General features: G+C 71.9%; 14 protein-coding genes. All 14 read right to left on the reverse strand.

All coding sequences use genetic code 11. The annotated features are described in order from the left end of the window. Positions 1–7: 7 nt before the first annotated feature. Positions 8–862 (reverse strand): class I SAM-dependent methyltransferase, encoded by an 855-nt coding sequence (locus tag AB0I69_RS17760; protein ID WP_363096545.1) that lies wholly within the window; start codon positions 860–862, stop codon positions 8–10. Further along, positions 856–1,683 (reverse strand): alpha/beta hydrolase, encoded by an 828-nt coding sequence (locus AB0I69_RS17765; protein WP_363096546.1) that lies wholly within the window; start codon positions 1,681–1,683, stop codon positions 856–858. Before AB0I69_RS17765 ends, AB0I69_RS17760 begins: the two co-directional genes overlap by 7 nt. After that, positions 1,680–2,318: a LysR substrate-binding domain-containing protein gene (locus AB0I69_RS17770; protein ID WP_363096547.1), complete on the reverse strand. Its 639-nt coding sequence runs from the start codon at positions 2,316–2,318 to the stop codon at positions 1,680–1,682. The genes AB0I69_RS17765 and AB0I69_RS17770 overlap by 4 nt, the downstream gene beginning before the upstream one ends. Further along, complete coding sequence (locus AB0I69_RS17775; protein WP_363096548.1) at positions 2,311–3,066, reverse strand: DUF6182 family protein; 756 nt, start codon at positions 3,064–3,066, stop codon at positions 2,311–2,313. The genes AB0I69_RS17770 and AB0I69_RS17775 overlap by 8 nt, the downstream gene beginning before the upstream one ends. Then, a complete protein-coding gene (locus AB0I69_RS17780) occupies positions 3,063–4,217 on the reverse strand; it encodes a hypothetical protein (protein ID WP_363096549.1) in 1,155 nt (384 codons plus the stop codon). Before AB0I69_RS17780 ends, AB0I69_RS17775 begins: the two co-directional genes overlap by 4 nt. Then, complete coding sequence (locus AB0I69_RS17785; protein WP_363096550.1) at positions 4,214–5,656, reverse strand: hypothetical protein; 1,443 nt, start codon at positions 5,654–5,656, stop codon at positions 4,214–4,216. The genes AB0I69_RS17780 and AB0I69_RS17785 overlap by 4 nt, the downstream gene beginning before the upstream one ends. Position 5,657: 1 nt before the next feature. Continuing rightward, positions 5,658–6,515 (reverse strand): SAM-dependent methyltransferase, encoded by an 858-nt coding sequence (locus AB0I69_RS17790; protein WP_363096551.1) that lies wholly within the window; start codon positions 6,513–6,515, stop codon positions 5,658–5,660. A 68-nt stretch (positions 6,516–6,583) separates the two neighbouring features. Next, on the reverse strand, positions 6,584–8,275 hold the full coding sequence (locus AB0I69_RS17795) for a GH3 auxin-responsive promoter family protein (RefSeq protein ID WP_363096552.1): 1,692 nt from the start codon (positions 8,273–8,275) through the stop codon (positions 6,584–6,586). Next, entirely contained in the window at positions 8,262–8,792 is a 531-nt protein-coding gene (locus AB0I69_RS17800; RefSeq protein ID WP_363096553.1) for a hypothetical protein, read from the reverse strand. Before AB0I69_RS17800 ends, AB0I69_RS17795 begins: the two co-directional genes overlap by 14 nt. 129 nt (positions 8,793–8,921) lie before the next feature. Continuing rightward, entirely contained in the window at positions 8,922–10,139 is a 1,218-nt protein-coding gene (locus AB0I69_RS17805; RefSeq protein WP_363096554.1) for a 3-deoxy-7-phosphoheptulonate synthase, read from the reverse strand. A gap of 52 nt (positions 10,140–10,191) precedes the next feature. Next, positions 10,192–10,713: a hypothetical protein gene (locus tag AB0I69_RS17810; RefSeq protein WP_363096555.1), complete on the reverse strand. Its 522-nt coding sequence runs from the start codon at positions 10,711–10,713 to the stop codon at positions 10,192–10,194. Positions 10,714–10,842: 129 nt separating this feature from the next. Continuing rightward, complete coding sequence (locus AB0I69_RS17815; RefSeq protein WP_363096556.1) at positions 10,843–12,054, reverse strand: acyltransferase; 1,212 nt, start codon at positions 12,052–12,054, stop codon at positions 10,843–10,845. A gap of 41 nt (positions 12,055–12,095) precedes the next feature. Beyond that, complete coding sequence (locus AB0I69_RS17820; RefSeq protein ID WP_363096557.1) at positions 12,096–13,448, reverse strand: aldehyde dehydrogenase family protein; 1,353 nt, start codon at positions 13,446–13,448, stop codon at positions 12,096–12,098. Further along, entirely contained in the window at positions 13,449–14,546 is a 1,098-nt protein-coding gene (locus AB0I69_RS17825; RefSeq protein WP_363096558.1) for a phenazine biosynthesis protein, read from the reverse strand. Positions 14,547–14,551 lie beyond the last annotated feature (5 nt).

The raw sequence follows: 14,551 nt of genomic DNA on the forward strand, positions 1-14,551 counted from the left end.
TCCGTGGTCAGTGGTGGGTGCGGGGCACAGTGCCGAGGGCGAGCACGTTGCCCTCGCTGATGTATCCGTCGGGGTCGTCCAGCGGGTGGGCGGGATCGGCCGGATCGGCGAACCGCCGCCACGTGCCGCTGAGGCCGAGCGCCAGGGCCTGCTTGGCCAGCTGCGCGCACGCGGCCTTGTAGAAGCCCTGGGCGGCGGGAGCCAGCGGGGCATGGTGCTCGATCAGGACGGTCTGCCGGCGTACGTCGGCGAGTCCGGCGCGTCTCAGGTGCCGGTGGAGATCGCGGGTGCGCAGGAGTTGACGGGCGTACCCGGGTTCCGCACCCGCGGCGCGGAAGAAGTCGGCGAAGAGGTAGGGGTCCGCGGGCCGGGCGGTGATCAGGTGGGCGTCCAGGTCCTTGACGGCGAGGGTGCCGCCGGGGCGGACGACGCGCATCAACTCTGCGAGTGCGCGCGCGAGTTCGTCGTCGTCGAGGTACTGCACGGTGTTGGCGCACCAGGCGGCGTCGAAGGTGTCGTCCGGGTAGGGCAGGTCCAGCAGGCTCGCCGCGCGGACCTCGGTGGGACAGGGCAGGCGCCAGGTCTCCGCGCGCTCCGCGGCGAGTGCGGCGTTCTCCTCGGCCAGGTCGACGGCCGTGACCCTGCCCTCGCCGCCGACGAGCGCGGCGAGGTGCGGCAGGAAGTCGCCGGTGCCGCAGCCCGCGTCGAGGACATGCTGTCCCGGGTGGAGACCGGCCTGGCCGAGCAGCGCCAGATAGGGCTTCTCGCAGGCGCGGAAATGCGCGTCGACGATGGTGTGATGGGTGAAGCCGAGGCCGGTCGAGGAGGTGTAGCCCCAGTCCTTGTGGTCTTGGGTCAGCACGCCCGGGCCCCGCTTCCGATGCCCGCCGTGGCCTCGGCTTCGTCGACTTCGTCGAGGAGTCCACAGAGCGCGTGCGTGACCTCTTCGGGGGCTTCCAGGGGCTGCAGATGTCCCGCGCGCGTGAGGGTGATCAGGCGCCCCTGCGGCAGGACGTCCGCGACGTGCCGGGATTCCCGCGGTGTGACCAGCGTGTCCTGCGCGCCGGCGATCACCAGGGCGGGTATCTCGGCGGCACGCAGGACGTCGGTGGAGTCGGGGCGGGCCGCGATCGCCCGCTGGGCCCAGGCCAGGGCGGCGGGGTCGGCGGCGTGGGCGTCGGCCAGGACCCGCGCGAGCAGCCCGGGACGGTCGGCGCGGGTGGTGTCGGCGAGCAGCAGCGGAGTGACGCGCTCCACGATCACCGGGCGGTGGGCAGGGTCCTGGACCAGCTCCGCGAACCGCATCCGCTGGGCGGCCGCTTCGGGGTTGTCGGCGGTGGCGCGGGCGGAGAGGAGGGCGAGCCCCGCGACCCGGCCGGGAAAGCGGCGCAGGAATGCCATGGCCGCGTAGCCGCCCATGGACGATCCGGCGAGGACCACCCGACCCATGCCGTGCTCGTCGAGCGTGCGGGCCAGGTCGTCGGCGATCACATTGAGGGAGGGCGGGCTGTCGCCGAGCGGGACTTCGCCGAAGCCTCGCTGGTCGACGGCCAGCACCGGATGCCCCAGGGCGCGTAAGGCACGCTCCTGGGCTGCCCACATCGATGAGTGCAGAGACAGGGCGTGCAGCAGGACGACAGGCGTACGGTGCGAGGTGCCGGGCAGGTGGGAAGTGACGGTCACCGTGATGCCTCCGCCTCGGCCGCGGTGATGAACTCCCTTATGTGGTCGTGGACTTCGGCGCCACGGAGCCATGCGAGGGTGACCGGGGCGGGTGGCAGATCGTGGATCGGCACGACCTTGATGCCGGGCGGTGCGATGTCGGCGAGGGAGATCAGCGAGATGTGGACGGCGTCTCCGGCGGCGACCATGCGCATCATCTCCGGGATGGTGCGGACCCGGCGGTTGCGGCGGATGGGACGCCCGGCGAGGGTGCGCGGCGGTACGACGTCGTCCCAGACGTATGCGGGGAAGTCGCCGGGCGGGGCGAAGGCGTCGTAGTCGGCGAGTTCCTCGATGGACACCGACGCACGGGCGGCGAGCGGATGCCCGGAGCCGACGACCACGGCACGGGCGTCCTCGGTGAGTACCCGGCTGGTGACCAGGTCGGGCTCGTTGATACCGAACTTCACGATCATCACGTCGAGTTCGCCCGCGCGTACGCCACGGAACGGGTCGGCGATGTCGTACTCGCTCAGCCGCACGCCGGCCTCCTCGCGGCCGGCGAGCCGGATGATGCGGGTGACCACCTCGGTGGATCCGTGGTAGCCGAAGCGGACGGTCCTGGAGTCGGCGGCGGTCAGGGTCTGCTCAGGCAACGAGTGCCTCCTCGGTCAGGCCGGCGGCCGCTTTCAGCCGTCCGGGAAGGTGCTTTTCGGTGGTCACACGCACGGTGGCCAGGCGCGCGGGCAGCCCGACGATCCGGGGTACCTGGTGCACGACCAGGTGGTCGCCGGGTGCGATGAGGCCGTCCAGGACGGCTTCCGCCAGCACATGGTTGACGTGCACCAGCGCCTCCGAGATGGTGCATTCCGCGGTGGCGACATACAGGTCGCGGCGGGCTCGCGGGCGTCCTGGCCGGTGGTGTCCGTCCGGTATCTCGACGAGGGTGTCCGGTCGGGCTGGCAACCCCGCGGGGGCGTCGAAGAGCTTCAGGAGCCTGCGCAGCGAGAAGGTCAGGGCGGCGGGCCCCGGCGTGGTCCACGCCGCGGAGTCGTCGTCGGCGATGTGCGCGAAGCGGAACCGCTCCCGCAGCTGCGCCGGGTTGCCCGCGAGGAAGACGGTGCGGGTGAAGGACGTACGCCAGTCCGCTGCCTGCTGCGGTCCGACACTGAGAGCGAACACGCAGGTGTCGCGCACCCATTGGGCCAGGTCGAAGTTCCTGAGCACCACCGTGACCAGGCTTCCCGCGTCGCCTTCCGCGGTGATGTCGCTCCGGGCGGCGGTCAGTCCGTCGTGCGAGGTCAGGTCGTGCCGGGCGGCGAGGTCGGGGCGGGCGGCGCGGATGCGCATCGCTTCCTGTGCGCGCAGGGAGTCCTGCGTTATCGGGCCCACTGTCGCCGTCACAGGAACACCGTCCTCAGCAGGTCGGCGGCGGGAGCGGCGCGGCGCTTGCCGAGGAGGTGGGAGGTCAGCCGGTAGGGGTCGACATACACGTGGTCCTTGCGGTGCTGCGCCAGCCGGTCCTGGAGCGCAGCCCCGTCCGTCTCCGGGCCGGCCGCGTCCAGCAGACGTGCGGCCCGCTTGACGCACTGCAGCAGCAGATCCGAGCGGAACGACTGCTGCCGCCCGGGACCGAGCGCGGCGATGAAGTACAGCCGCATGCCCAGGCGTACGGCGTCCTCGTGGTGTTCGGCACGCGCGGCGTCGATGAGCGTCCCGGCGTGCAGACCCCGCCAACCGCCGTGCCGCGCCGAGGAGATCCGGCCCTCGACGGGCACCCGGCTCACCGCGACCCGCCGCACGCGGGGGCCGAGCGCTGTCAGTACCCGCTCCAACTGCTGGTAGTCGGAGTCGAGTTCGTGATCGTAGAGAAGCACCACCTCGTCGAAGTCCGGGGCGAGCGGGATGAGTTCCCGCAGGGCGCAGGCCAGGTAGTTCGGCCGCCCGTCCGCGGCGACCAGCCGGCGCAGGGGCAGTCCGAGGCGGGTGAGGTCCAGGTAGACGGGACCGCCCACCTCGCGCTGGTCCAGGCACATGCCGAGACCGGTGAGCCGTTCGAGGACGGCGTCCAGGCCCAGGCCGGGCGGCTGGTGCCGCAGGAGTCCCGGATCGTGCAGGCCGAGAGCCGCGTAGTGCGCGGACCACAGCTGAAGGATGCGGGTGCTCGCCGGATGCACCCAGCCCTGTTCGACCGCTTCGGCGTACGGGAACAACGCCTGCGCGGGCGCCCGCTCGGCCGCGCGGAAGGCGACGTACAGCTCACCGATGCGTTCCTCGGTGAAGTCGCCGTAGTCGGTGGCACCACGGGTGCGGTCGAGGAACTCCCAGAAACCCAGGGTCTGTTCGGTGGGGTGGTAGGTGGTGTGGCTGTAGCGGTAGGCGACGTCCGCGAGGGGGCGGGTCGCCCGGTACATCACGTCCGTCCACAGCAGCCCCTTGAGGTGGCTCGGAGTGAGCGGCTTGGACGGGGTGACGGTGATGGGCGCGAGGAGCACCCGGGGCCGGTCCACCGCGTCCGGCCGCGGGCGGGGGCCCGCCACGGAAAGGGTCGTCATGTGTGAGTCCCTTCTGCCGCGCTGACACGGCGTACGAGCTCTTCCCGGCTGAGCTGAGGGGACGGTGCAGGACCGGCGGGGGCCGCCTGCCTGACCCGGGCGAGGAACTTGTCGTCGGCGAAGAGCTCCGCGGGCGTGGACAAGGTCATGAGCATGCGCGTGAGTCCCCGCCACACCGTGCCGTCGCTCCGGGCCGCGTGCACGATCTCCTCGGTGGTGGGCAGATCGCCCTGCGGCTCAGGGACAGCGGGGGCGCGGCCGTCGACGGCGGCCCGCCAGCGGGCGATGCGGAGCCGGTCGGATCCCGCGGACTGCTCGTACCAGGGCAGGAACAGGTCGTGGGTCATACGGGCGACGGCCCGGCGCTGCGCGATATCGATGTCAGGCTGCTCGGCCAGCAGGTCCGCGAGCCTGAACGCGTGGTCGAGGGCGAGCGACATGCCGCGGCCGAAGAGCGGGTTGGTGATGCAGGCGGCATCGCCGACCTGGAAGAGACCCGGGACCGGGCGCTGCTCCGGACCGGCCGCCCCCGAGAGGGTGTTGGGCGGACTGGAGATCACCCGCACCGGAGAGACGGGTGAACTGACGCCGTCCTCCAGCCAGGGGGCGAGGCCCGGGGTGGCGCGGGCGGCCGCGGTGAACCCCGGGCCGGTGCGCAGGCCCAGCAACGCCCTGTCGCCCGGCAGGGAGCCCAGGGCGATGGCGAAAGTGCCGTTGTCGCCGGGGTGCAGCACGCCCGCGTAGTGGCCGAAGACGTCTCCGACACCGTGGCCGCGGTTGAGCGGCCCCGGCAGGGTGCGGCTCTTCAGCCGATAGAAGCGAGTGTGGCCGACCAGCCCGGACGGGCTGGTGCGATCGGCGGCCAGGGGTACGCCGGCGTCGCGCAGCCAGCGGCGGGACAGCGCACGGTATCCGGTCGCGTCGACCACAATGTCGGCACGAATGCGCTCTCCCGTACCGGTGACCACGGCCTTCACCCTCCGGTGCACGGCGTCGAGTTCGAGACTCGCGACCGTGGTGTCGTGCCGGACGGTGACGTCGGCCAGGTCGCTGACCGTGCGGTGCAGAAGGAGCTCCAGAGTGGAGCGGCGGCAGCCGAGCGCGACCAGTTCGCTGTCGCCGGGTTCCCGTGCGCCGCCGCCGGCTTCGGCGGACAGCGCCTGGGTGAGGTCGAGGGTGGGCGCGCCCGCGGCCCCGGCGTCGGCCAGCACCTGTGGTGCGCGCTCGCGCAGGACGCGTACGCCGAGCGAGGTGAGCGTGTGCGACTGCCGGCCCTGGGGCACGGTCGGGCGCTGCCACCAGGAGGTGGCCTCCACCGTGGACGGCTGGGGCGGTTGCGGGGCGCGCTCCAGAACGAGGACCTGGTATCCGATACCGGACAGGGCGAGCGCGCTCGCCAGCCCGGCGACGCTTCCGCCGGCGATCACTGCGGTCGGCATGTCAGCGCCGCCGCCCGTGGACGAAGAAGACCCGGCGTACGTCGCGCTCGCTGCGCGGGGGCACCGGATCGGGCCACCGCCCGAAGTCGGCGCCCGCTTCCCCGGGTTGGGTCGCCCGCACGTCGAATCCGTAGCGGTCGAAGAACTCCTCCGGCTCGTCCGTGCCGAACAGCCAGGGGCAGCCCCAGCCGCTGAAGACATCGAGCAGACCACGCATGTGGGGGAGTGTCAGGGCGGCGGAGTTGACGATGTCGGCGGCGACCCGGCTGCCGGGGGCCGAGATCGCGGCGACCCGCGCGAGGACGCGGTGGGCGTCGGGCTCGGGGAGGTAGTAGAGGAGCCCTTCGAGCAGCCAGGTGGAGGGGACGGTGGGGTCGTATCCCGCGGCCTCCAGGCATGCCTCCCAGTCGGGCGAGGTGAGGTCGACGGCGACCTTCCGGTGGTCCGTGCGCGGCTCGGCCGTCCCGAACCGCTCGTCCTTGTACGCGAGTACGGCCGGCCGGTCGACCTCGAACCAGCGCACCCGGTCGGGCCAGTCGAGGCGGTAGGCGCGGGAGTCCATGCCGGCCGGGGCCACCACGATCTGGGTGGTGCCCGGGTCCTCGGCCGCCTCCTGGAGGTAGTCGTCGAAGAACCGGGTGCGGATCGCGTTGTAGTCGGGGGTGCTCGGCAGGGTGCGCTCGCGACCCGGCGGGAAGGTGGCGTGCCGCACCTCGGCGAGCAGTTCGGGGCCGATCTCTCCGGCGAGATCGGCGGCGTGCGGGTCCTCGTACAGCCGGTCCGCGCGCCTGGTCTCGGCGGCGCGCAGGGCGGCGGTCAGCAGCGCGGTGCGCTCGACGGCGTCCAGTGATGTGCTCATATCGGTCCTCGGGTTGGTGGGGGTGCACCGGACCGGTGCAGCTCGTCGCCGGCCGGGCTCGGGGCCCGCTACGCCGTGCCGTTCCGGGCCTGCCCGGTCAGCCGGGCCCACTGCTGCGGGTCCTGCCTGAACAGCCGGTCCTTGACCTGAGTGGGCCGGATGCCGCTCTCGACCTGGGCCTGCCAGTCGCTCAGGAAGGCGTCGGAGTCGAGGTGGAGGAGTGCCGGTGCGGACAGCCGGCCGCGGGTGCGTGCCGTGCCGTAGTCGGCCGATTCGCGTTGCAGGGCCTCGTCGAGGAGGGCGGTGAAGCGGTCGGACTCGTGCCGGCTCCATGGGGTGCGCGGGGCGACGGCGAACTCGTAACCCGCGGACCGGGGTGCGGATTCGGTGACCCGGCAGGCGGCGTTGCGCAGCGCGAGACCGGTGGCATCCAGCGCGCTGCGCAGGGCCCTGATCACCTGGGCGTCACGCAGCCGCTCCCCGGCGTGGTCGGAGCGGTTCGCGCGGCCGGCGTATGAGAGGCGGGGGACGCCGTCCCGGTGGTCGACGACGCGTACGACGTCGCCGACCGCGTAGCGGTAGAGCCCGCCGACATGGCTGAACAGCACGTGGTAGTCGCGGTCCGCCTCCAGTTCATGGGGTTGCAGGGTGGCGGTGTCGGGGCCGAGGTCCCGGTCGGCGTCGGCGAACTCGTACACCGAGGCGTTCACCACCAGGCTGCCGGCGGAGGGATGCCGGTCCAGGGCCACGCCCACCGGGCCTTCGGAGGCGGCCACCGGGGCGGGCAGCGCGGCGACATCGGGGCCGAACTCCTCGCACAGCCGCGGGAGATACAGCGCGGCGGGCCCGGTGGTCCAGCAGAACAGGGCACGCATCCGGGGCCAGATGTGGGCGGGGCGCACGGTGCCGTGCCGGTGGGCGAGGCGATCGAGCTCGGCGGCGCGGACGGGGTTGGGGGTGCGGTACGGCAGTCCGCCGAGCGTGCCGTCGCGGACCTCCTTGACGATGCGGGACCACCACAGGTTCAGCTGGTACGGCAGGGCGGCGACCATCGCCGGGTTGATCCCGATGACGCAACGGACGTCGCTCTCCACCGCCAGGCGCAGCCGCAGATACATCTTCTCCGCGTGCTGATCCGCCGCGACGGGCACGCCGAGCGTTGCCCAGGGGGCACCGGTGCCGGGCTCCGCGGACAGCGGTTCCCCGAAAGCGGCTCCGAAGTCGACCTGGCTGGCGCCGATGTGCGGGCGCCCGGAGGCCGTGGTGGGCGGGGCCGCGATGGGGTCGTGCTTCAGATTCAGGACCGCGTCGGGAGCATCCAGGATGTCCGGGAAGTGCTCGATGAGCGGTGCCCATGCGGCGTAGTAGAAGGGGAAGAAGGTCGTGCGCATGAAGCGGGGGGTCACCGGGATCTTCTTGTGGGCGCCGGTGCTGCCGCTGCTGGTGAAGAACACCGCGGGGCGGTCGGCGGTGAGTACGTTCCGCTCGCCGCCCGCGGCCCGCTCGATCCACGGTTCGAGATCGGCATACGTCTGTACGGGGACGGCCTTGCGGTAGTCGTCGAGGGTGCGGATGCCGGCGAAACCGTGCCGCTTTCCGTACTCCGTACCCGCGTTGAACTCCAGCAGGTCGCCCAGTACCCGCCGCTGGTGGCCGGCCGGGTCGGCGAACGTGTCCCGCAGAGCCTGCCGTTCGGCGAAGACGCGCTCGCGGTAGCGCCGCAGTCGGGCGGGGTCGGCCCAGGCATCAGCCGAACTCATGGGTGAGTACCTCCCGTATCGCCGCCGCGGTGGTCTCCGGACGGTCCGTTTCCTCGATGACGGTCACGGGCAGGTCCTGGATCTCGTCCCTCAGAACCCTGGCCAGATCGGTCTGATACCGGCCGAAGCCGTCCCGGTCCGGCCGGTGCCCGTAGTGCTCCAGGAGGTTGAGATCGGCCCCCTGCCGACTGCGCTGCCAGGCCGTTTCCGGCGAGACGTCGAGATAGATCACCCGGCTCGGCCGGGGGAACGTGCGCCACCAGGCGAGCAGAGGGCTCTTCCCGGCGCCGGCGAGGCGGCATTTCGCCAGCAGCTTGTAGTAGTAGGAGTCGACGACAACGGGGGTGCCGGCATCGGTGCGCAGCAGCTGGTCGCGCAGGTGGACGACGGCGGTCTGCACAAGGGTGGCCAGGAACTCCGGGGACCAGGCGCTCCGGTGCGGCGCCACATCCTTGACGACGTTCCGGCGCAGGCGGCCGATGAGGGCGTGCTCGGGAGCGAGCCGGGTGTCGTCCACGGAGAGGGGCCGCCACTGGGGAGCGGTCCGGGCGAGCTGGTCGAGTGCCGAGGACTTGCCTGAGTAGTCGGGGCCGAGGAGTACGCAGAACGGTGGGTGCCCGGTGTCGTAGTGGATGAGAGGCCTCCTCTACAGGGCCGACACGAAGGTGTCGACGGCCAGGCCTGCCTGCACGGGATTGAGCCGGGGGTCGCAGAGGCTGGTGTAACGCGACGTCAGGGCAGCCTCGTCCGGCACGTCCGCGCCCACGCACTCGGTGACGTCCTCGGGGGTGGTCTCCAGATGCAGGCCGCCGGGGCGGATCCCGACGCCGCGCAGGGCGGAGACAAAACCCCGGATCTCGTCGGAGACATCCGCGAGGCGCCGGGTCTTGAGCCCGTTCGCGGCTTTGTACGTGTTGCCGTGCATCGGGTCGCAGAGCCAGACGACGGGGTGACCCGCGTTCTTCACGGCGCGCGCGAGAGCCGGGAGCAGCGTGCGCACGTCGTCCTTCCCGAACCGCGCGATCAGCGTCAGGCGGCCGGGCTCACGTTCGGGGTCGAGACGCCCGACCACGTCGAGCAGGTCCCGCTCCTTCCCTTTGCCGCTCACCTTGCAGGCCACCGGATTCATCACGTCCGCCAGCAACCGGACGTGCGCTCCTTCGCTGTGCCGGGTGCGCTCTCCGATCCACGGGAGGTGGGTGGAGCCCAGGAACCAGCCGCCCGTGGACTCGTCGAACCGCACCAGGGCGGTCTCGTAGTCCATCACCAGGGCCTCATGGCTGATCCAGGTGCGCTGTCCGGCCGTTGGATTGTCGAGGGTGTCGGCCACTGTCTTGGCGGCCCGGTAGGCGCGCAGCATGCGGTCGGGGTCGTGCCTGCGGGACACCGGGTCCGAGGCCTCGGAGTTGACGATGTGGCCGCGGAAGGCCGGAAGCGGTCGGCCGTCCACGTCCTCGGTGGGAGCGGACCGGGGTTTGGCGAACTGGCCCGCCAGTCTGCCGATCCGGACGACGGGAAGTCCGGTCGGGGCGGCGAGGACGCCCGCGAGGCGCGCGAGGGCGACCTCCTTAAGGGCGGCGTGCTCGGGCGTGCACTCCGCGAAGCTCTCCGCGCAGTCGCCGGCCTGCAGCACATGGCCGTCGCCGGCCGCGACGTCGGCGAGCTCGCGACGCAGCTGGAGCAGGTCGGGCAGCCGGGTCAGGACAGGACGGGCGGAGAGGTCGGCGCAGACCTCGTCACGCCGGGCCGGATCCACCCAGGAGGGCTGCTGGCCCGCCCGGTAGAAGCGCCAGCCGGTCTGGTCGCCGGCGTGGGAGTGCGGGATACGGGCCGCTTCTTCGGCGGCCGCGAGGGCCTGGGACATGAGAGTTCCTTCCGCTGTGGTGAACGGCGATCAGGCGGGTGGCAACCCGGGCCTAGGCCCTGTCGTTCGCGAGCTGGACCATGTGCGGGTTGAACTGCTCGTGCACATAGGCCCGTCCACCGGCGGCGTAGTGGATGACGTACTCCTTGAAGGCGGAGTCCACCCACCGCTCGGTGAGGCTGTCCCGCCAGCGCATGAGCCCGGTGGACAGCTGCTCACGGTGCTGGTGCACCTGCTGCTCACGGAACTGGAGACCGATGGGGGTGACGGGGTCGGGCACCCCCATCCAGCTGCGGGCGACCTCGTCGAACACCACCCGGTTGATGCTGACCACCTCCTGCTCGGAGGTCACCAGGCAGGAGCGGCGCTCCAGAACGACTGCGGTGTCCGCGAGTTCGAGCGCGGAACGTATGCCGGGCGGGAGCCGGCCGGCCGGGGAATCGCCCTGGGCGTCGACCCGGATCGACAGGTCGTGGCCGGTGAGGGCCTGCAGGAGCAGGGTGGTGGAGCCGTCACCGGCCAGCAGCATGCGGGTGCTGGCGCCCAGTTCGAGCGTCTGCTGGAGCGTGGTCATCATTGGTCTCCTGGGCTGCCCGTAGTGTGCTGGAGAGGGAACATCCGGCGATCGCGCCGGTGCGGGGGAGAGGTGGCCACGCTCGGGGGATGTGGCGCGACCACCTCTCCGGCTGAGGTGAGGCGCGCGTCAGTGCGCCTGTACCGCTTCGGTCGGCTTGTCGTCGGGCTCGGTGCTGGCGGTGCCGGCGGTGTCGCTCGCGGAGTCGCGCGGCAGCTGCGGGCGGGTGCGCCCGAAGCGGTTCACCAGCGGCTGCTCCACGCCGATGTAGAGGAGCCAGGAGAAGAAGACGCTGATGCCCGCCTCCAGGGCGAGCAGCCCGGCCGCGGCCGGGGCGCTGTGCACCGGGCTGAGGCCGAAGCGCTCGACGAAGACGTGCACGGTGATGTCGTGGACCAGGTAGAAGGCGAACGAGACCTCGCCGAGCCACACGAAGGCCCGGTACCGCAGGAACGAGTACCGGCCCGAGATGTCGGTCGTGGCCATCGCGGCTATCAGCAGCGCGACCGGGATCAGCGTCACGGCGCTCATCGCGTACAGCCACGGCACCCACAGCAGTTCGACCACGTAGGCGACGGCGACCAGGAGCAGCGCCGGGGTGACGGGGAGGTTGATCCAGCGGCCGGTCATGACGATGCGAGCCATCAGGATGCCCACGGCGAACTCGATCATCCGGAACGGCGGCAGCTGCCAGACGAACCAGTACTGCCACACGGAGGCCTTGAACCCCAGCGGCATGGAGGGCGAGCCGGGCAGGGCCGCGTACGCGATGGCCGGGATGACGAACACGGCGACGCCCAGGATGCCCACCCACAGCCACAGCCGCTCCGGCCGGATGCGCTGGATCGCCCGGTGCAGCCAGGGGAAGCAGAGGTAGAAGACGACCTCGACGGAGAGCGACCAGCTGGGCGGGTTGACGCTCTGGAACGTCTTCGCGTCCGGGATCCACGTGTGCAGCAGCAGCAGGTTGGGCAGCTCCTGCTTCCAGGTGTTCTTGGCCCAGGCGAACAGCACCAGCGCGGCGACGAAGGTCACCACGTGGTTGGGGTAGATCTTCACGAGCCGGCGCCGCAGGAACTGCCGGGGCCTGTCGCCCGGGCGTGCCGACCAGGTCAGCACGAATCCGCTGAGCACGAAGAAGAACCCGACACCCAGCCAGCCCGCCTTGCTGACGGCGTGCGTGACGGACTCGGCGGTGCCGCCGCTGAAGGGTGTGTACGGCGGCAGGGTGGAGTGGAAGAGGAAAACCGCGAACGCGGCGAAGAACCGCATGCCGGTCAGCGAGGGCAGCCGTGCGAAGCGCGCGGACGCGGGCACGGTCGTCCGGGTTGTGCTGGACATGGCAAGTCTCCCGATGGTGTGGTGAGCGGTCGGGGGCCGGGTCAGCCGGCCGGTGTGACGACGCCCTTGGCGTCCAGGAGGAACTCGGTGTAGTTGCCGTCGTGCGGCATGCCCGGCACCAGGTCCCAGGGCAGGACGGCACCGTCAGTGATCTTCCGGACGGAGTGGTCGAGCAGGGCCTGCCCGGTGATCGCGACGTCGTCGGTCAGCAGGTTGAGCACCAGTGCCGGCCGCAGTGGCGCTATGCCGTCGGCCGGGCTCCAGGGGGCGACCACGACGAACGGGAAGCCCAGCTCCGTACCGATGGCCGGATGGTCCGCGCGGTCGGCGGTGAGGACCATGGGGCGCGGCAGGAAGGAGCCGTCGCCGAGGTCGACGAGGAAGTCGCCGCCGTACAGCGGGGTGCTGTGGTCCGTGAGTTCGGTGGCCAGCTTCGCCATCTGCCGGCGCAGCGCGTCGGCGCGCTCGCGGTCGACGACGAGGAGCACGCTCTCCGGGTCCGCGGCGGGCAGCACCGGGACGCGCGCCAGCCGTTCGGCGAGCCGGGCCGCGGTGTCGTGGACGTCGTTGCTGGTCAGGATCGCCGAGAGGTTGGTGCAACGGGTGCCGCCGTCGAAGGCGGCGCTGATCGTCAGGTGTTCCAGGAGGGCATCGGTCAGCGGCACGTCGAGCAGGGCCCGGGAGCGCCCGGGGCCGCGGGTGGCCACCCGCGCGTGATCGGTCCAGGTGCTCACCGCCTGCTCGTTGCCGTAGATGATGCCGCGGTCCGCGGCGTTCAGCAGGAACGAGCCGACGGCGTGCGGGCTCGGCAGGAAGGCCAGCTTGTCCGGTGGCAGCCCGGCGGACAGCAGTGCGGCGGACAGCCGGCGCGGGGTGAACGGATCGCGGCTGCCGGGCCGGACGGCGACGCTGTAGCCGTGGTAGAGCGGCTGCACCCAAGTGGCATGCGGCAGCGGGTGGTTGCTGGCCATCACGGCGGTGAAGACCCGGCCCGACGGCGCCCGGTGGACACGGTGGGTCGGACGCAACTGCGCGGCGGGCAGGTCCGCCGCGGTGGTGGCGGGCAGTTCCTCGATCTCGGTGGCCATGTCCGTCAGGGCACGGCGGACCGTGGTGGACGCGAGACCGGTGGCGCGCACAGTGTGGTGCACATAGTCATCGGCGCTCTCGCCGTTCAGCTCGGCCGTCGCGAACAGTCGCGCGGCCGTGCGGAACACCTCCGGATCGGGGGGCAGGCCGTCGGCGGAGCGGCGCAGCCGGTTGACGGCGGCCTGGGCGGCCAGCCTGGGGGCGAGGCCGACGTCCGCGAGCGGTTCGCCGTGCACGTCTCTCAGGACGCCGCGGTCGGCGCTCGGCCGGTTCTCACCGGCGACGAAGGGATCGATGACGAGCACTCAGTACACCCCCTCCACGACGTCGGCGTCCTCGTAGGTCGCCACGCTCGCCACCTCCGCGAGGCCGTCGGCGCCACCCTCCGAGGCCGGCCGGACCCGCACGGCCCTGTCCCGCTCCAGCACGTTGGGCAGGAACATCTCCTCGCTGACCAGGTTCACCCTGACCCGGCCGCGCTCGCCGTAGCCGACCAGCTCGCCGTCCTCGTCCACCAGGTCCAGGCGGGTGGTCTCGGAGAACGGCTCGAAGACACAGGCATAGGCGTCATCCGGGGTGCGCACGCGCTGCGGGGCCACACCCATGAGGCTGTTCCCGTAGATCCCGACCAGGCGGGCGTCGGGGAAGAAGTCCTCCTGGACCAGGCGCAGGCTCTCCGTGCTGAAGGAGGTGCCGGCCCAGATGATGGCCTCGACGTGGGATGCGACGAGTTCGTACAGGTCCGGCCGCGCGCAGATGGCCTCGATGAGCGGGGGCGTGGTGCTCAGGACCCGCACCGGCTGGCTCAGCAGGACCTCGCGGGCCTGGTCGAGGAGATGGTCGATGTAGTCGTCGGCCTCCTGCTGCCGTCCTGAGCCGAGCAGGCGTTTGACCCAGCGCGGGTCGAGGTCGACGGTGTAGCACAGGCCGCCGGCGGGCTCCGCGTACCGCGAGGTGTCGAAGGCCACCACGTGCGGGCCGGTGGGTCCCAGGTGCAGCCAGTCGCCGGTCTCCGGTACGCCGTGGTCGGTCAGCCGTTGCCGTGTCCAGGCGCCCATCCGGGAGCGGTAGTTGCCGTCGATGATCCGCTTGGGGGCGCCGGTGGTGCCGCCGGACTCGAAGACGCGGAAGACCTGGCCCGGCGCGGCTCCCCGGGGTATGAGGTCGGCCGCAGGGACGGTGCGCAGTTCGCGACTGACATCGGGAAAGCGCAGCAGGTCGGCCGCGCCGGTGACATCGGTGCGCGGGTCGAAGCCCAGCTGTGCGCGGCGGGCGAGCCAGAACGGTGAGCCCGTGCGGTCGTCGAAGTGCCAGGCCATCATGGCGCGCACATGGGCGTCGAAGTCGGCCTCACCGGAAGGTGGCCGGTGCGGGGCGGGCGGGTGAGCAGGGGGTATGGTCACGCTTT

Source organism: Streptomyces sp. NPDC050508, assembly GCF_040655155.1.
Classification (GTDB): Bacteria; Actinomycetota; Actinomycetes; order Streptomycetales; family Streptomycetaceae; genus Streptomyces.